Genomic DNA, 16,668 nt, shown 5'->3' with positions numbered 1-16,668 from the left:
ACCCGTTCGGCAGATGGATCGACACAGTTCGCCCAAGCCCTTGCCGCGATCATCATCGGGGATCCGGGGGCCGCCCCACAAACCGCGCCCCCCGTACCGGACATCGGGGACATTGCGCCTGCCGCGGGGGTGGCGGCATAGGGTGGGCGACCATGACTTGGCTGATCACCGGCGGGGCCGGCTACATCGGGGCCCATGTGGCCAGGGCCATGACGGAGGCCGGGGAGCGCGTCCTGGCCCTGGACGACCTCTCCGCAGGGGTGCCCGCGCGGCTGCCGTCCGGCGTCCCGCTGGTGCGGGGCTCCTCGCTCGACGGGGCGCTGCTGAAGCGGGTGTGCGCGGAGCACGGCGTGACGGGTGTGGTGCATCTCGCGGCGCGCAAGCAGGTCGCTGAGTCGGTCGCGCAGCCGACCCGGTACTACCGGGAGAACGTGGGCGGCCTGGCCACGCTGCTGGAGGCGGTGGCCGAGGCGGGGATCGAGCGGTTCGTGTTCTCGTCCTCGGCGGCCGTGTACGGCGACCCCGGTGTGGACCTCATCACGGAGGACGCGCCCTGCGCGCCGGTGAACCCGTACGGCGAGACCAAGCTCGCCGGGGAGTGGCTGGTGCGGGCGGCGGGCCGGGCGCACGGCATCTCCACCGTGTGCCTGCGCTACTTCAACGTGGCGGGGGCGGCCGCGCCCGAGCTGGCGGACACGGGCGTGTTCAACATCGTGCCGATGGTGTTCGACCGGCTGACCCGCGACGAGGCGCCGCGGATCTTCGGCGACGACTACCCGACCCCGGACGGCACCTGCGTCCGTGACTACATCCACGTCGCCGACCTGGCCGAGGCGCACCTGGCGGCGGCCCGGCGGCTCGCCGAGGGCGGCGTCACGGGCGATCTGACGGTCAACATCGGCCGCGGCGAGGGCGTGTCGGTGCGCGAGCTGATCACGGTCATCGGCGAGGTCACCGGCGACCGGCGGCCCCCGGTCGTCGAGGCGCGCCGCCCCGGGGACGCGCCGCGTGCGGTCGCGTCCGCCGCGCGGGCCGCCGCGGAACTGGGCTGGACCGCCCGGCGCGGGGTGCGCGAGATGGCCGAGTCGGCCTGGCGCGGCTGGCAGCTCCACCGCGGCTCCTGACCCGGCCGGGGCACGCGGTGGAGCGCCCTGACCTGCATATCGTTTCCGCAGGTCAGGGCACATGACAACGGTGTTCAGTGCCGCGTTGCACATACCCCCTCCCCGTAGTTAAGTGGTGTGCCCGAGCAGGATGATGCGGACGCGGGAGGGTGGCTTTTCATGGGGGCTGGGCACGATCACGGGCACGCGCACGGCGGGCCGGGCGGCGGTACGGCCACCTCGGCGTACCGGGGCCGGCTGCGGGTCGCGCTGGCGATCACGCTCGGCATCGTGGCGGTCCAGATCGTCGGTGGTGTCCTCGCCGACTCGCTGGCGCTGGTCGCGGACTCGGCGCACATGGCGACGGACGCGCTGGGCCTGGCCATGGCGCTGCTCGCGATCCACTTCGCGAACCGCCCGCCGAGCGAGCGGGCCACCTTCGGCTACGCGCGCGCCGAGATCCTCGCCGCCCTGGCCAACTGCGTACTGCTGCTCGGGGCCGGCGGATACGTCGTCTACGAGTCGGTGCAGCGCTTCCTCACCCCGGCGCAGACCGAGGGCCGGCTGGCACTGCTGTTCGGTGTGATCGGTCTGGTCGCGAACCTGGTGTCGCTGGCGCTGCTGATGCGCGGCCAGAAGGAGAGCCTGAACGTGCGCGGCGCTTTCCTGGAGGTGGCGGCGGACGCGCTGGGGTCGGTCACGGTGATCGTCTCGGCCGGGGTGATCATGCTCACGGGCTGGCAGGCGGCCGACCCGATCGCCTCGCTGGTGATCGCGCTGATGATCGTGCCCCGGACGCTGAAGCTGCTGCGCGAGACCCTCGACGTCCTGCTGGAGGCGGCGCCCAAGGGCGTCGACATGGCGGAGGTGCGGGCGCACATCCTCGGCACGGACGGGGTGGAGGACGTCCACGACCTGCACGCCTGGACGATCACCTCCGGCATGCCGGTGCTGTCGGCGCACGTGGTCGTCAACTCCGAGGCGCTGAGCGCCATAGGGCACGAGAAGATGCTGCACGAGCTGCAGAACTGCCTGGGCGACCACTTCGACGTGGAGCACTGCACCTTCCAGCTGGAGCCGAGCGGGCACGCGGAGCACGAGGCCCGCCTCTGCCACTGAGGGAGTCCTCTGGTGGGGCCGGTGGGGCTGCGGGGGCCGGTGGGGCGCACGGCGACGGGTGTGCGCCGGGGTGCACGGCCCTCCGGCGCGCGCGGGCGCCCTGGCTCTCAGCGCACCCGCGGGGACGATTTTCGGCCCATGGGGCCGGGCACGATCCCCTCCCGGGTCCCTCTTCCGGCGTCCCAGCGGCGCCGCCCGACCTCCCGCGCCACCGCGCGGGACATGCGGGGGCAGCGAAGTGCCGGGAGTGCCGGATTCGTACGGCAGACTTGGGGCGCGAAGACCGATGTGAAGGATGGGTATGCCGATCACACCTGCCACCGCGACGCACAGCCCGTCGAACGGCACCGCAGACGCGATTTTGCTGGAACTGGTCGACGAGGACGGCGTGACGATCGGCACCGCGGAGAAGCTCGCCGCACACCAGCCGCCCGGACAGCTGCACCGCGCGTTCTCCGTGTTCCTCTTCGACGAGTACGGCCGGCTGCTGCTGCAGCAGCGCGCGCTGGGCAAGTACCACTCCCCCGGTGTGTGGTCCAACACCTGCTGCGGCCACCCCTACCCGGGTGAGGCGCCCTTCGCGGCGGCGGCGCGGCGGACCTTCGAGGAGCTCGGCGCCTCCCCGTCCCTGCTGGCCGAGGCGGGCACGGTCCGCTACAACCACCCGGACCCGGAGTCGGGCCTGGTGGAGCAGGAGTACAACCACCTCTTCGTCGGCATGGTGCAGGCCGTGCTGCGGCCGGACCCGCAGGAGGTGGCGTCGACGGCGTTCGTGACGCCGCCGGAACTCGCGGAGCGGCACGCCAAGGACACCTTCTCGGCCTGGTTCATGACGGTCCTGGACGCCGCCCGCCCGGCCATCAGGGAACTGACGGGCACCTCGGCCGGCTGGTGAGGCGGGGCCCCGGCGGCGGAGCCTAGGAGAGGCGGGCGGGCCGCAGGGGCAGGGCGGCCCAGATCACCTTGCCGCCGCTCGCGGTGTACTCGACCTCGCACACCCCGCCCGCCTCGCGGGTGATCTCGCGCACGAGGAGCAGGCCGCGGCCGCCGGTCCGGCCGTGGTCGGTCTCCAGGGCCGTCGGACGGTAGGGGTGGTTGTCCTCCACGGAGACGCGCAACCACTCGGCACCGACGGCCAGTTCGACCGCGATCGTCGGCGACAGCACGGCCGCGTGCTTCACGGCGTTCGTCACCAGTTCCGAGACGATCAGCAACAGGCCCTGGGCGATGTCGTCCGGGACCGGCACCCCCTGACGGCGCAGCAGGTCCCGCACGGCGTGCCGCGCCTGCGGCACCGAGGCGTCGACGGACGGTGCGGTGAACCGCCAGACCCCTTCGTACGGCAGCGGGTCCGCGGGCCCGGGACCGAGGGACGCCGCGCCGCCCTCCGGGCGTGGACCGGACACCCGCCCGTCGTCGTCCATCGTCGGGTCGCCACCCTCGCGCTCGATTGTCGCCACACCCCGAGTGTTGGTAACGATGCGCTCCTGCCCCCGGGGCTGAACAGAAGTCAGCAGATATCGAGCACTTCTGACCGTTGGCGTATGACACGGTCAGTTGTGGGACTGGTCCTGTCCCTGTTGTGCCGTCTCGGCGAACTATTCGGGTTGTACGGGTTTGGCCTCCGGATAGCATCCGGCGCATGGATCCGCAGGTGCAGTACAGCGTGGCCGAGTCGGTCGCCACGGTCGTCATCAGCCGTCCGGAGAAGCGCAACTCCATGACGGCCGCGATGTGGAGCGCCCTGCCGCCGCTGCTTCAGCGGCTCGCGGGCGATCCCGCCGTGCGGGTGCTGGTGCTGACCGGGGAGGGCCGGACGTTCTGCGCCGGGGCCGACATCTCCACGCTGCGGGGCTCGCCCGAGGAGGCGCAGGGGCTGTCCGTACGGGCCGAGGAGGCGCTCGCGGCGTTCCCCAAGCCGACGCTCGCGGCGATCCGCGGGCACTGCGTGGGCGGCGGGGCGCAGCTGGCGGCGGCCTGCGATCTGCGGTTCGCCGAGGAGGGGGCGCTGTTCGGGGTGACGCCCGCGAAGCTCGGCATCGTGTACCCGTCGTCCTCGACCCGGCGGCTGGTGTCCCTGGTGGGACCGGCCACCGCCAAGTACCTGCTGTTCTCCGGGGAGCTGATCGACGCGGGCCGGGCGCTGCGCACCGGGCTGGTCGACGAGGTGCTGCCCGAGGGCGAACTCGGCAAGCGGGTCGCCGAGTTCGCCCGGGTGCTGGTGTCGCGTTCGCAGCTGACGCAGGCGGCGGCCAAGGAGTTCGCGGACGGCCGCACGGACCGGGACGCGCACTGGGCCGGGCAGGCCCGCGCGAGCGGCGACGCCGCCGAGGGGGTCGCCGCGTTCCTGGAGCGCAGGCCGCCGCGGTTCGGCTGGAGCGTGCCTACGTCAGGATGAGGCCCGCGTGGGTCCGCACCAGGTCGACCAGGTGCGCGGGGGCCTTCTGCGGCGATCCGGCGTCGTAGGGCGGCTGCGGGTCGTACTCGGTGGCGAGCTGCACGATCCGGGCGTGGTCGTCGCCGGCGATCCGGCCGAGCAGGGTCAGTCCCATGTCGATGCCGGCGGAGACGCCGGCGGCGGTGACGTACTTGCCGTCGGTGACGACCCGCTCCCCCGTCGGCTCGGCGCCGAGGCGTGCCAGTTCCTCCAGGGCCAGCCAGTGGGAGGTCGCGCGGCGGCCCCGCAGGAGTCCGGCGGCGGCGAGCAGCAGGGAGCCGGTGCACACGGACGTGGTCCAGGTGCTGGTGGCGTCGGCGGCGCGCAGCCAGGCGAGCAGGGGGCCGTCCGCCGCCAGCGGGAGCGGTCCGGGGCCGCCGGGGACGACGACGATGTCGGGGTTCGGCACGTCGGCCAGCGCCCGGTCTGCGGTGAGGGCGAGGCTGCCCGAGTCGTTGCGCACGGGGCCGGGCTCCTCGGCGACGAAGACGGTCTCCGCGCCCGGCAGCCGCCCGAGGGTCTCGTACGGGCCGACGGCGTCGAGTGCGGTGAAGCGGTCGTAGAGGACGATGGCGATCTGCATGGGGGCCCTTCCGGAGGTGGTCGGCGGTCGGTGTGCGGGGGCTCAGGGCGTGGTCGCCGGGCGGAAGCGGCGGCGGTACTCCGCCGGGGGTGTGCCCAGGGCCTTGACGAAGGCGCGGCGCATGGCTTCCGGGGTGCCGTAGCCGCTGGTGCGGGAGATCTCCTCGATGCCGTCGGCGGTGTCCTCCAGGAGGCGGCGGGCGTGTTCGAGGCGGACGCGGTCCACGTAGCGGCCGGGCGTCATGCCGGTCTCGGCCCGGAAGGCGCGGGCGAAGTGGCGGGGTGAGAGGCGGGCCCGGGCGGCCAGGGACTCGACCGAGAGGTCGGCGTCCGGGTGCTCGGCGATGTGCCGCTGGACCTCGCGCAGGGGCTCGCGGCGGGCGGTCTGGGCCGCGAGCTGGGCGCTGAACTGGGCCTGGTTGCCCGGCCGGCGCAGGAACACCACCAGGTGCCGGGCGATGGTGAGGGCGGCGTCCCGGCCCAGGTCCTCCTCGACCAGCGCCAGGGCCAGGTCGATGCCGGCGGTCACCCCGGCGGAGGTGGCGACGTGCCCGTCGCGGACGTAGACCGGGTCGGGGTCGACCTCGACGGCCGGGTGGTCGCGGGCGAGCCGGTCGCAGTAGGCCCAGTGGGTCGTGGCGCGCCGGCCGTCCAGCAGCCCGGCCGCGGCGAGCACGGTCGCGCCGGTGCACACGGAGACCAGCCGCCCGGCGCGGGGCCCGTGCGCGCGCACCCAGTCGACCAGGCGCGCGTCGGGCCGCAGGCCGCCGGTCCCGCCGGGGACCAGGAGGACGTCCGGGTCGGGCACGGCGCTCAGGGCCGCGTCGGGGACGAGGGTCAGGCCGCTGGTGGTGCGCACGGGCGTGCCGTCCAGGGAGGCGGTGCGGATCCGGTACGTCCCCGGGGCGAGCAGTTCCGCGCCCGCGAAGACCTCCACCGGCCCGGTGACGTCGAGACTCTGCACGCCGTCGAAGAGGACGGCGAGAACCGTGTGCGGGGCCATGCCGTCGATGGTGCTCGGGTACGGCGCACGGCCGCAATGACGAGTACCCCACCTTTCCTGCCATGGACGGCACGGCCGTGGAGTCCATACCAAGCGGTTGGTAACCTGCGCGGCATGACGACTGCCGCCCTGGAGCCGCGCGCCGGCCGACGCTGCCACAACGTGCTCAACACCCTGCACGCGACGCACTACTTCTCACCGGAACTGGGCCGGGAACTGGGGGCCGTCGGGATCACCGACCCCCGGGCCGTGAACTTCGCCGCCCGGGCCGCCGCCTTCGGGCCGGTCGGCGCCGGGCCGGTGGCCGCGGCCTTCTACAACTACAAGTACGAGCTGGTGGCCCGGCACGTGCCCGCGGTGTGGGAGACCGCCACGCCCGGTCAGGTGCTGGCCGCACGCGTGCGTGCGGTGGACGCGACCCTGCGCCGGCTGCTCGGCGAGGAGGCCGTGGCGTCGGCGGAGATGGCGGAGGCCGCCCGGCTCGCCCTGCGTGCCGCCGAGGCCTGCGCGCGCGAGGCCCGGCCGCTGTACGCCGCCCACGCCGACCTGCCCGTCCCCGAGGAGCCGCACCTCGCGTACTGGCACGCGGCGACCCTGCTGCGCGAGCACCGGGGCGACGGGCACCTGGCCGCCCTGATGTCCGCGGGCCTCGACGGCCTGGAGGCGCTGGTGACCCACACGGCGACGGGCAAGGGCATGACCCCGAAGTGGGTGTGCGGCACCCGGGGCTGGAGCCGGCAGGAGTGGGACGCGGCCTCGGACCGGCTGCGCGAGCGCGGGCTGCTGGACGGGAACGGCGAGCTCACCGAGCAGGGCACCGCCCTGCGCGACGGGATCGAGCACGAGACGGACCGCCTCGACCGGGCGCCGTACGAGCACCTGGGCCCGGAGGGCGTGGCCCGGCTGACCGAGCTGGGCCACGGGTTCGCGCGGGCCGCGGCGCTCGCGGGGGCGTTCCCGGCGGACCTGATCGGCAAGGGCTGAGGGGCTCCGGGAGGGGCCGCCCGCCGCAGCTCCGGGACCGTTCCGGGCACGCGCGTTCGATCGTGACGCATGGTGAAGCGTCTGCGCGGTACTCGCTCCCCACCGGCCGCCGCGGCCGGAGTGGAGAAAGGGGAATTTCGTGTTCCGTGCTATCGCAGACGTGCTGCGCCAGATCGGCGGGGCCATCGCCACCGTCGTGACGCTGCCCTTCCGGGCCCTGGCCCGGCTCTTCGGCGGGGCCTCGTCCTCCACCCGCAGCCGCCGCGCCTGACCCCGGCGACGGCCCGCCGCGTGCCGCCCTGATCCCCGGCTGTCGGTGTCACCTGCCACAATTGCCGCGCAACCTCAGTGGAGAAGGCGGTACGGCATCGTGACGACACCCGGGTCCGGCGGGTCCATCAGCGCAGTGTCCATCGAAGGCAGGATCGCCGAGGAACTCGGCGTACGGGAGCGGCAGGTCAGGGCCGCCGTGGAGCTGCTCGACGGCGGTTCCACGGTGCCCTTCATCGCGCGCTACCGCAAGGAAGCGACCGAGACGCTCGACGACGCGCAGCTGCGCACGATCGAGGAGCGGCTGCGCTACCTGCGGGAGCTGGAGGAGCGGCGGGCCGCGATCCTGGAGTCGGTGCGCGAGCAGGGCAAGCTCACCGAGGAGCTGGAGGCCCGGATCCGGGACGCCGAGACCAAGGCGCGCCTGGAGGACATCTACCTCCCGTACAAGCCCAAGCGGCGCACCAAGGCGCAGATCGCGCGCGAGGCCGGTCTGGAGCCGCTGGCGGAGGGGCTGCTCGGCGATCCGACCGTCGACCCCCTCGCCGCGGCCGCCGCGTTCGTCGACGCCGGCAAGGGCGTGGCGGACCCGCAGGCCGCCCTGGACGGCGCCCGGGCGATCCTCACCGAGCGGTTCGCCGAGGACGCCGACCTGATCGGGGAGCTGCGCGAGCGCATGTGGGTGCGCGGCCGGCTGGCCGCCAAGGTGCGGGAGGGCAAGGAGGAGGCGGGCGCCAAGTTCGCCGACTACTTCGACTTCGCCGAACCGTTCACGGACCTGCCCTCGCACCGGGTCCTGGCCATGCTGCGCGGTGAGAAGGAGGAGGTCCTCGACCTCGTCCTGGAGCCCGAGGAGCCGACGGACGGGCCGTCGTCCTACGAGGGGATCGTCGCGCACCGGTTCGGAATCGCCGACCGGGGCCGCCCCGCCGACAAGTGGCTGACGGACACGGTCCGCTGGGCGTGGCGCACCCGCATCCTCGTCCACCTCGGCATCGACGTCCGGCTGCGGCTGCGCACGGCCGCCGAGGACGAGGCGGTGCGGGTCTTCGCGGCGAACCTGCGCGACCTGCTGCTCGCCGCCCCGGCGGGCACGCGCGCGACGCTCGGCCTCGACCCCGGCTTCCGTACGGGTGTGAAGGTCGCCGTGGTGGACGCGACCGGCAAGGTCGTCGCCACGGACGTCATCCACCCGCACGTCCCGGCCAACCGCTGGGACGAGGCCATCGCCAAGCTGGCCCGGCTGGCGAAGGAGCACGCGGTCGAGCTGATCGCCATCGGCAACGGCACGGCCTCCCGCGAGACCGACAAGCTGGCCGGGGAACTGATCGCCAGGCACCCGGAGCTGAACCTCACGAAGGTGATGGTCTCCGAGGCCGGCGCGTCGGTGTACTCGGCGTCCGCCTTCGCCTCCCAGGAGCTGCCCGACATGGACGTGTCGCTGCGCGGCGCCGTGTCGATCGCCCGCCGGCTGCAGGACCCGCTGGCCGAGCTGGTGAAGATCGACCCGAAGTCGATCGGCGTCGGCCAGTACCAGCACGACCTGTCCGAGGTGAAGCTGTCGCGCTCGCTGGACGCGGTCGTGGAGGACTGTGTGAACGGCGTGGGCGTGGACGTCAACACGGCCTCGGCGCCGCTGCTCGCCCGGGTCTCCGGCATCACCTCCGGCCTCGCCGAGAACATCGTGGCGCACCGCGACCAGAACGGGCCGTTCAGGTCCCGCGGCGAGCTGAAGAAGGTGGCGCGGCTCGGTCCGAAGGCGTACGAGCAGTGCGCGGGCTTCCTGCGGATCCGCGGCGGCGACGACCCGCTGGACGCGTCGAGTGTGCACCCGGAGGCCTATCCGGTGGTCCGGCGCATGGTGAAGACGGCCGGGCAGGAGGTCGCCGGGCTCATCGGCAACACGGCGGTGCTGCGTTCGCTGAGGCCGCAGGAGTTCGTGGACGAGACGTTCGGTCTGCCGACCGTCACCGACATCCTCAAGGAGCTGGAGAAGCCGGGCCGTGACCCGCGTCCGGCCTTCAGGACGGCCGCCTTCAAGGAGGGCGTCGAGAAGATCTCCGACCTGTCGTCCGGGATGATCCTGGAGGGCGTCGTGACGAACGTCGCCGCCTTCGGGGCGTTCGTCGACGTCGGTGTCCACCAGGACGGTCTGGTGCACGTGTCCGCGATGTCGAGGACGTTCGTCAAGGACCCGCGGGACGTCGTCAAGCCCGGCGACATCGTCAAGGTGAAGGTCCTCGACGTCGACATCCCGCGCAAGCGGATCTCGCTGACGCTGCGCCTGGACGACGAGGCGGCTCCGCAGGACGGCCAGGGCGGCGGCTCCGGCGAGCGCGGCGAGCGCCGCCAGCGGGGCGGGCGGCCGCCTCAGCAGCGCCAGGGCGCCGGCGGTGGCCGGGGTGGTCAGGGCGGCGGTCGCGGCGGACAGGGCGGTGGTGGTCGCGGGGGCCAGGGCGGCGGGTCGCGGCAGGCGCCGGCGCCGGCCAACAGCGCGATGGCCGACGCTCTGCGCCGCGCCGGTCTGGTCGATCCCGGGAACGGCCGCCGCTGACGCGGCGGATCTAGACTGGGCGTTATGTCCGCCGCACGCGTTCTCACCTGGGAAGTGTCCGCCAGCCGGGGGGTCGAGACCGCCTGGGTCCAGGTGCGGGACGGCGTGCTGCGGGCGCGTGGGAGGGCCGTCGGGACCGAGCCTGAGCCGTACTGGGTCACCTACGACCTGGACACCGGCGACGGGTTCGTCACCCGGCGGCTGCGGGTGACGGTCGAATCCGCGGCGGGCAGCCGCACGCTCGATCTGCGGCACGACGGCGGCGGCGGATGGACCGCGGACGGCGAACGGCTCAGTGAGGTCGACGGCGCCCTGGACTGCGATCTCGGGCTGTGCCCGCTGACCAACTCCATGCCGGTGCTGCGGCACGGGCTCCATCGCGGGCCGGGCGAGCTGGAGTTGCTGATGGCCTGGGTGTCCGTGCCGGACCTCGCGGTGCGGCCCTCGCGGCAGACGTACACGCATCTGGCGCCCGGGCGGGTCCGCTTCGCCTCCGGTGACTTCCGCAGCGACCTGGAGTTCGACGCGGAGGGGTTCGTCGTCGACTACCCCTCCCTCGCGCGGCGCCTGGCGGCCGGCTAGCGCTCGGTCGCCCGGTGCGCGGTCACCGGCGCTCGGTCACCGGCGCTCGGTCACCTTGCCGTGCGCCACCTCCAGGCGGCGCGTGACGTGCACGGCGTCCAGCATGCGCCGGTCGTGGGTGACCAGCAGGAGGGTGCCCTGGTAGGCGTCGAGGGCCGACTCCAGCTGCTCGATGGCGGGCAGGTCCAGGTGGTTGGTCGGCTCGTCGAGGACCAGCAGGTTGACCCCGCGGCCCTGGAGCAGGGCCAGCGCGGCCCGGGTGCGCTCACCCGGGGAGAGGGTCGCCGCGGGGCGCAGCACCTGGTCCGTCCTGAGACCGAACTTGGCCAGGAGGGTGCGGACCTCGACCGGTTCGGTGTCGGGGACGGCCGCGCGGAACGCGTCGAGCAGGGGCTCCTCGCCGTGGAACAGCTTGCGGGCCTGGTCGACCTCGCCGAGCAGCACGCCCGAGCCCAGCGCGGCGTGTCCGGCGTCCAGCGGGACGCGGCCGAGCAGGGCGGCGAGCAGCGTGGACTTGCCGGCGCCGTTCGCGCCGGTCACCGCCACCCGGTCCGCCCAGTCGATCTGCAGGGACACCGGGCCGAGGAGGAAGTCGCCGCGGCGCACCTCGGCGTCCCGCAGGGTCGCGACGACGGCGCCCGAGCGGGGCGCCGACGCGATCTCCATGCGCAGTTCCCACTCCTTGCGGGGCTCCTCGACCACGTCCAGGCGCTCGATCATGCGCTGGGTCTGGCGGGCTTTGGCGGCCTGCTTCTCGCTGGCCTCGCTGCGGAACTTGCGGCCGATCTTGTCGTTGTCGCCGCCCGCCTTGCGGCGCGCGTTCCGCACGCCCTTGTCCATCCAGGAGCGCTGCATCTGCGCCCGGTCCTGGAGGGCCGCCTTCTTGTCGGCGTACTCCTCGTACTCGTCGCGGGCGTGCCGGCGGGCGACGTCCCGCTCCTCCAGGTAGGCCTCGTAGCCGCCGCCGTAGAGGTTGATCCGCGCCTGGGCCAGGTCGAGTTCGAGGACCTTGGTGACCGTGCGGGTGAGGAACTCGCGGTCGTGGCTGACGACGACCGTGCCGGCACGCAGGCCGGCGAAGAAGCGTTCGAGGCGCTCCAGGCCGTCCAGGTCGAGGTCGTTGGTCGGCTCGTCCAGGAGGAAGACGTCGTAGCGGGACAGCAGCAGGGAGGCGAGTCCGGCGCGGGCGGCCTGGCCGCCGGACAGGGAGGTCATCGGCTGGTCCAGGTCGACCGCGAGGCCGAGGGAGTCCGCGACCTCCTCGGCGCGGTCGTCGAGGTCGGCGCCGCCGAGGCCGAGCCAGCGCTCCAGGTGGGTGGCGTAGGCGTCGTCGGCGCCGGGCGCCCCGTCGACCAGGGCCTGGGTCGCCTCGTCCATGAGCCGCTGGGCCTCTGCGACGCCGGTACGGCGGGCCAGGAACGCCCGTACGCTCTCGCCGGGCCGACGGTCCGGCTCCTGCGGCAGATGGCCGACGGTGGCGGTCGGCGGGGACAGGCGCAGTTCGCCCTGCTCGGGGGCGGTGAGGCCGGCCAGCATCCGCAGCAGGGTGGACTTGCCCGCGCCGTTGGCGCCGACCAGGCCGATCACGTCGCCGGGCGCGACGACGAGGTCGAGTCCGGTGAACAGGGCGCGGTCGCCGTGGCCGGCGGCGAGGTTCTTGGCGACGAGGGTGGCAGTCATGTCAGGGCCGATCCTAGTGGGCGGCCCCGTGGGTCACGGCCGTGGCCAGGACGCTTCCGGTGGTGCGTGCGACGAGGAAGGACTGGCCCTTCACCGCCTTCGGGTCCAGGGCGAGGCGGTGGCGGCCCGGCTCCAGGACGCCGTCGAAGAGGTCGTGGACGTGGGTGCGCGAGAGCCGGTCGAGGCGGTAGGCGGTGAGGGTGACCCGGCAGGTGGAGGTGACCTCGACGTCGGCGGCGGCACCGTCGGCGGTCAGCGCGGTGAGGCGGCGCTGACCGGTGGGGCTGCGGTCCAGGGCCTGTTCGATCTGGGCGACCAGGAGCGGGACGATCGGGGCGAGGCCGTCGACGAGGGCGACGGGGAGCCGGGCGCGTGCGAAGGCGTCGCGGACGGCGGCGCGTTCGCGCTCGGCGGTGCCCGGGCCGAAGGCGACCGCGCCGTAGCCGCGCAGTTCGTCGTCGGGGACGCCGTGGGCGTCGTGGGCGATGTCGGCGCCGACGCCGATGGTGCGCAGCGCGGCGGCGAGCTTGGCCAGGACGGCGACGCGGGCGCCGATCAGCAGGACGCGGCGGCGGGGGTCGGGGGCGGAGCCGTCGAGCAGGGCGGTCAGGGCGGTCCGGTACTCGCCGCCGCGGAAGCGGAACGGGCCGATGCCGTGGTAGCCGTTGCGTTCGAGGTCGGCCCGTTCGTCGGTCTGCCAGGCGAAGTCCCGCCAGATGACGTCCTCGCCGTCGCGGCGGATCACCGCGGTGACGGCGCCGCAGGCCAGGTCCTCGCACTCCGGGCAGCCGTAGACGACGTACCGGTCCCCCGGCAGCGGGGCCGGGCTCTCCAGGAGCAGGCTGCGGACCTGGGCGGTGAAGATCGCGGGTGGGACGTCGGAGGCGAGCGGGGAGACCGCGTCGAGGTCGGAGAGCCGGAACAGCAGCGGGCGTCCGTCGACGATGAAGTCCAGGAAGTCCCGGTGGACCTGGTAGCCACCGTCGGTGAGGACGCCGCCGGCCCGCATCGCGGGTGCCAGGCCGAAGGTCGTGTACTCGGCGCACATGGGGTGAGTATCCCCACACAGGGCGTGATCTGAGCACGGCATGACATATTCCGCTACGGTCCGGCCATGGCTGGGGAACTGAGCGACGAGATCGTGGTGGTGGGTGGCGGGGTCATCGGGCTGACGACCGCGGTGGTGCTCGCCGAGGGCGGGCGGCGGGTGCGGGTGTGGACGCGGGACGTCGCGGAGGCGACCACCTCCGCCGTCGCCGGTGCGCTGTGGTGGCCCTATCGGATCGAGCCGGTGGAACGGGTGCGGGCGTGGGCCCTGCGGTCGCTGGAGGTGTACGAGGAGCTGGCCGCGCGGCCCGGTCCCACCGGCGTACGCATGGTCGAAGGGGTACTGGGCGAGACCCGGCTCGACGAGGTGACCGGGTGGCTGGCGGAACGGGTGCCGGGGCTGCGGGCCGCCACGCCCGGGGAGTACGCGGGGCCGGGAGTCCGCGCGCGGCTGCCCCTCGTCGACATGCCGGTGCATCTGGCGTGGCTGCGGGAGCGGTTCGTCGCGGCGGGCGGGGTGGTCGAGGCGCGTGCGGTGTCCTCGTTCGCGGAGGCCGACGCGCCGGTCGTCGTCAACTGCACGGGGCTCGCGGCGCGGGAGCTGGTGCCGGATCCGTCCGTCCGGCCGGTGCGGGGGCAGCTGGTGGTCGTGGCGAACCCCGGGATCGACACGTGGCTGGTCTCCAGTGACGCCTCCGGGGAGTACGCGTACCTGTTCCCGCAGCCGGGCGGGCTCGTCCTCGGCGGTACGGCGGAGGAGGACGCGTGGTCGCTGGAGCCGGACCCCGCGACGGCCGAGACGATCGTCGCACGCTGCGCGGCGCTGCGGCCGGAGGTCGCCGGGGCGAAGGTCCTGGAGCACCGGGTCGGGCTGCGACCCACCCGCCCGGCGGTCCGCCTGGAGCGCGACACCCTGCCGGACGGCCGGCTCCTGGTGCACAACTACGGCCACGGCGGCGCGGGCGTCACGGTGGCGTGGGGCTGCGCGCGGGAGGCGGCGCGGCTGGCCACGGGCTGAGACGAGCCGCGCGGAGCGCGCCCGGGGCGAGCGCCCGACCGGAGCGGTATGCCCTCGGCGGGCCCGGGGAGCACGGGGCGGCGTGCGCGCCGGAGCGTTGGGTGTGGGCCGCGCGGAACGAGGCCGTACGGGTCGGCGGCCGCCCGGGCGGCGGGCCTGGACGGTTCCGCACGGGCTTCACGCCGGGCGCGCAGGACGGCCCCCGCGCCGGGCGAGGCACGGCATCCGCCCAGGCAAGCGGCCTCACGGGCGCCCTCAGGCTTTCGGGCCGGGGCGTACGCGGCTGCCTTCGCGCCACTGGTGCGGGGAGCGCACCGTGCGGAACGGGCGGCACGCGGCACGGCATCCGCGCCGGCGGGCCGCTCCTCCTGGGGGTCGTCCGGTCTTCGGGACGGAGGGCCGCAACCGTCTTCGCGCGCCCGCTGTGGAGCGGGGCCCCAGCCGTCCCGGTACGCCCCGGGCACGCGGAGTCGGTGCGGTCCCGGCCGGTCCGTGGAAACGACGGGGCGCCCCGGGCCGGAGGCCGGGGCGCCCTGGGGTGGTCGGCGTCAGTGCTTGCCGATCGGGTCTCCCTCGACGTCCGGCCCGCGGCCCGGGCCGACGCGGAGCTCGAACTCTCCGTCGTACTTCTTGTGGCCCTCGATGACGGCCAGTTCGACCGCCTCGGACCCCATCTGCTCGCGCACGATGACCGGGTCGCGGCGCAGGTCGCGCATGAGGGCGACGCACATGAAGGTCATCACGACGACGAACGGTGCCGCCGCGAGGATCGTGAGGTTCTGCAGACCGGTCAGGGCGTCGCCCTGCCCGCTGCCCACCATCAGCATGATCGCGGCGACCGCGCCGGTGACCACGCCCCAGAACACCACGACCAGACGGCCCGGTTCGAGTGCGCCCTTCTGCGACAGCGTGCCCATGACGATGGAGGCGGCGTCCGCGCCCGAGACGAAGAAGATGCCGACCAGGATCATCACGAGCAGGCTGGTCACCGTGGCGATCGGGAACTCCTGGAGCACGCCGAACAGCTGGCCCTCCGGGGTCGCCTCCTTGCCGAGCCGCCCCTGCTCCTGCATCTTCATCGCCGAGCCGCCGAAGATCGCGAACCAGATCAGGCTGACCGTGCTGGGCACGAGGATGACACCGCCGACGAACTGCCGGATGGTGCGGCCCCGGCTGATCCGGGCGATGAACATGCCGACGAAGGGTGTCCAGGAGATCCACCACGCCCAGTAGAAGACGGTCCAGCTGCCCAGCCAGTCCGCGACGCCCTCGCCGCCGCTGGCCTCCGTGCGCCCGGCCAGCCGGGGCAGGTCGCCGAGGTAGGCGAAGACCGAGGTGGGCAGCAGGTCCAGGACGATGATGGTCGGCCCGGCGATGAACACGAACAGGGCGAGCACCAGCGCCAGCACCATGTTGGTGTTGGACAGCCACTGGATGCCCTTCTCCACGCCCGACACCGCCGACGCGACGAAGGCCAGGGTCAGCACCGCGATGATCGTGACCAGCAGCCCGGTGCTCACCTCGTCCATCCAGTCGAGCTCCTGCACTCCGGAGCCGATCTGCAGCGCGCCGAGCCCCAGGGAGGCGGCGGACCCGAAGACGGTCGCGACGATCGCGAGGATGTCGATGACCCGGCCGGCGGCGCCGTTGGCGTTCTTCTTGCCGATGAGCGGGGTGAACACGGCGCTGATGGTCTGCCGCCGGCGCCTGCGGAAGGTGCTGTAGGCGATGGCGAGACCCACCACGGCGTAGATCGCCCAGGGATGGAGCGTCCAGTGGAAGAGGGTGGTCGCCATGGCCGTCTCCATGCGTTCGCCGGAGTCGGCCGGGTCGGTGCCCGGCGGGGGCGTCCCGTAGTGCGACAGCGGCTCGCTCACGCCGTAGAACATCAGGCCGATGCCCATGCCGGCACTGAACATCATGGCGACCCAGGAGACCGTGCGGAATTCCGGCTCCTCGCCCTCGGCACCCAGGTGGATACGGCCGTAACGGCTGATCGCGAGCCACAGGGCGAAGACGACGAAGCCGGAGGCGGCCAGCATGAACGCCCAGCCGCCGTTGTGCATCAGACCGCTGAGCATGCTGGTGGAGACGGATTCGAGGGAGTCGGTCGCCGCGGCGCCCCACACCACGAAGGCCAGCGTGAGCACCGCCGTGACGCCGAAGACGATGCGGTCGGTCTGCGGCCGGTCCCGGCCGGGCAGGCCCGCTTCCGACCCCGGCAGCGCGGCTCCCTCGGGGGAGTCCTTGTCGCTTGGTCGTTCTTGCGTCACTGGCGGCACCTTTCAT

The 16,668-nt window shown here is 73.8% G+C and carries 15 protein-coding genes; 9 read left to right on the top strand and 6 right to left on the bottom strand.

Annotated elements, in window-relative coordinates:
• Window positions 1-152 precede the first annotated feature (152 nt).
• The 3 genes from galE to idi all read left to right on the top strand — a co-directional run bounded on the left by galE (window position 153) and on the right by idi (window position 3,117).
• Window positions 153-1,124, top strand: coding sequence for a UDP-glucose 4-epimerase GalE (gene galE / locus ACPXCS_RS01150; RefSeq protein ID WP_425945990.1), 972 nt, complete (start codon window positions 153-155; stop codon window positions 1,122-1,124).
• A 159-nt stretch (window positions 1,125-1,283) separates the two neighbouring features.
• Window positions 1,284-2,222, top strand: a complete 939-nt coding sequence (locus ACPXCS_RS01145) for a cation diffusion facilitator family transporter (RefSeq protein ID WP_425945989.1) — start codon at window positions 1,284-1,286, stop codon at window positions 2,220-2,222.
• A 301-nt stretch (window positions 2,223-2,523) separates the two neighbouring features.
• The gene (idi, locus tag ACPXCS_RS01140) at window positions 2,524-3,117 is read left to right on the top strand and encodes an isopentenyl-diphosphate Delta-isomerase (protein ID WP_425945988.1); all 594 of its coding nucleotides are present in this window, start codon (window positions 2,524-2,526) and stop codon (window positions 3,115-3,117) included.
• 22 nt (window positions 3,118-3,139) lie between these two features.
• Here idi and ACPXCS_RS01135 read toward each other — a convergent pair whose 3' ends face one another.
• Complete coding sequence (locus ACPXCS_RS01135; protein WP_425946113.1) at window positions 3,140-3,646, bottom strand: ATP-binding protein; 507 nt, start codon at window positions 3,644-3,646, stop codon at window positions 3,140-3,142.
• A gap of 218 nt (window positions 3,647-3,864) precedes the next feature.
• Between ACPXCS_RS01135 and ACPXCS_RS01130 the strand changes: the two genes are divergently transcribed.
• Entirely contained in the window at window positions 3,865-4,620 is a 756-nt protein-coding gene (locus tag ACPXCS_RS01130; RefSeq protein ID WP_425945987.1) for an enoyl-CoA hydratase/isomerase family protein, read from the top strand.
• Here the strand turns inward: ACPXCS_RS01130 and ACPXCS_RS01125 are convergent.
• Together ACPXCS_RS01125 and ACPXCS_RS01120 are read right to left on the bottom strand one after the other, a co-directional pair.
• Entirely contained in the window at window positions 4,607-5,242 is a 636-nt protein-coding gene (locus ACPXCS_RS01125; protein WP_425945986.1) for a DJ-1/PfpI family protein, read from the bottom strand. The genes ACPXCS_RS01130 and ACPXCS_RS01125 overlap by 14 nt on opposite strands.
• 42 nt (window positions 5,243-5,284) lie before the next feature.
• Window positions 5,285-6,244: a GlxA family transcriptional regulator gene (locus ACPXCS_RS01120; RefSeq protein ID WP_425945984.1), complete on the bottom strand. Its 960-nt coding sequence runs from the start codon at window positions 6,242-6,244 to the stop codon at window positions 5,285-5,287.
• A gap of 114 nt (window positions 6,245-6,358) precedes the next feature.
• On the opposite strand from ACPXCS_RS01120, the gene ACPXCS_RS01115 reads away from it, so the two are divergent.
• From ACPXCS_RS01115 to ACPXCS_RS01100, 4 genes are all read left to right on the top strand, one after another.
• Window positions 6,359-7,228 (top strand): SCO6745 family protein, encoded by an 870-nt coding sequence (locus ACPXCS_RS01115; RefSeq protein ID WP_425945983.1) that lies wholly within the window; start codon window positions 6,359-6,361, stop codon window positions 7,226-7,228.
• 139 nt (window positions 7,229-7,367) lie between these two features.
• Window positions 7,368-7,499: an LPFR motif small protein gene (locus ACPXCS_RS01110; protein WP_252100478.1), complete on the top strand. Its 132-nt coding sequence runs from the start codon at window positions 7,368-7,370 to the stop codon at window positions 7,497-7,499.
• Between the two features lie 99 nt (window positions 7,500-7,598).
• Window positions 7,599-10,052, top strand: a complete 2,454-nt coding sequence (locus tag ACPXCS_RS01105; RefSeq protein ID WP_425945982.1) for a Tex family protein — start codon at window positions 7,599-7,601, stop codon at window positions 10,050-10,052.
• Between the two features lie 24 nt (window positions 10,053-10,076).
• Complete coding sequence (locus ACPXCS_RS01100; protein WP_425945981.1) at window positions 10,077-10,634, top strand: putative glycolipid-binding domain-containing protein; 558 nt, start codon at window positions 10,077-10,079, stop codon at window positions 10,632-10,634.
• Between the two features lie 36 nt (window positions 10,635-10,670).
• On the opposite strand, the gene ACPXCS_RS01095 is transcribed toward ACPXCS_RS01100, so the two are convergent.
• Window positions 10,671-12,314: an ABC-F family ATP-binding cassette domain-containing protein gene (locus ACPXCS_RS01095; protein WP_425945980.1), complete on the bottom strand. Its 1,644-nt coding sequence runs from the start codon at window positions 12,312-12,314 to the stop codon at window positions 10,671-10,673.
• 13 nt (window positions 12,315-12,327) lie between these two features.
• Window positions 12,328-13,362 (bottom strand): oxidoreductase, encoded by a 1,035-nt coding sequence (locus ACPXCS_RS01090; RefSeq protein ID WP_425945979.1) that lies wholly within the window; start codon window positions 13,360-13,362, stop codon window positions 12,328-12,330.
• A 66-nt stretch (window positions 13,363-13,428) separates the two neighbouring features.
• On the opposite strand from ACPXCS_RS01090, the gene ACPXCS_RS01085 reads away from it, so the two are divergent.
• Complete coding sequence (locus tag ACPXCS_RS01085; RefSeq protein WP_425945978.1) at window positions 13,429-14,379, top strand: FAD-dependent oxidoreductase; 951 nt, start codon at window positions 13,429-13,431, stop codon at window positions 14,377-14,379.
• 548 nt (window positions 14,380-14,927) lie between these two features.
• Here ACPXCS_RS01085 and ACPXCS_RS01080 read toward each other — a convergent pair.
• Complete coding sequence (locus ACPXCS_RS01080) at window positions 14,928-16,652, bottom strand: BCCT family transporter (protein WP_425945977.1); 1,725 nt, start codon at window positions 16,650-16,652, stop codon at window positions 14,928-14,930.
• Window positions 16,653-16,668 lie beyond the last annotated feature (16 nt).

It is taken from the genome of Streptomyces sp. DT190 (genome assembly GCF_049846985.1).
Taxonomy (GTDB): domain Bacteria; phylum Actinomycetota; class Actinomycetes; order Streptomycetales; family Streptomycetaceae; genus Streptomyces.
This window is presented reverse-complemented; position numbering and strand designations above follow the sequence as displayed.

Bases quoted from the DNA above. Each gene is read 5' to 3' on its own strand.
- ACPXCS_RS01125 (WP_425945986.1), bottom strand. From the start codon at position 5,242: ATGCAGATCGCCATCGTCCTCTACGACCGCTTCACCGCACTCGACGCC.
- ACPXCS_RS01145 (WP_425945989.1), top strand. From the start codon at position 1,284: ATGGGGGCTGGGCACGATCACGGGCACGCGCACGGCGGGCCGGGCGGC.
- ACPXCS_RS01115 (WP_425945983.1), top strand. From the start codon at position 6,359: ATGACGACTGCCGCCCTGGAGCCGCGCGCCGGCCGACGCTGCCACAAC.
- ACPXCS_RS01085 (WP_425945978.1), top strand. From the start codon at position 13,429: ATGGCTGGGGAACTGAGCGACGAGATCGTGGTGGTGGGTGGCGGGGTC.
- galE (WP_425945990.1), top strand. From the start codon at position 153: ATGACTTGGCTGATCACCGGCGGGGCCGGCTACATCGGGGCCCATGTG.
- ACPXCS_RS01090 (WP_425945979.1), bottom strand. From the start codon at position 13,362: ATGTGCGCCGAGTACACGACCTTCGGCCTGGCACCCGCGATGCGGGCC.
- ACPXCS_RS01100 (WP_425945981.1), top strand. From the start codon at position 10,077: ATGTCCGCCGCACGCGTTCTCACCTGGGAAGTGTCCGCCAGCCGGGGG.
- ACPXCS_RS01135 (WP_425946113.1), bottom strand. From the start codon at position 3,646: ATGGACGACGACGGGCGGGTGTCCGGTCCACGCCCGGAGGGCGGCGCG.
- ACPXCS_RS01130 (WP_425945987.1), top strand. From the start codon at position 3,865: ATGGATCCGCAGGTGCAGTACAGCGTGGCCGAGTCGGTCGCCACGGTC.
- ACPXCS_RS01120 (WP_425945984.1), bottom strand. From the start codon at position 6,244: ATGGCCCCGCACACGGTTCTCGCCGTCCTCTTCGACGGCGTGCAGAGT.
- idi (WP_425945988.1), top strand. From the start codon at position 2,524: ATGCCGATCACACCTGCCACCGCGACGCACAGCCCGTCGAACGGCACC.
- ACPXCS_RS01095 (WP_425945980.1), bottom strand. From the start codon at position 12,314: ATGACTGCCACCCTCGTCGCCAAGAACCTCGCCGCCGGCCACGGCGAC.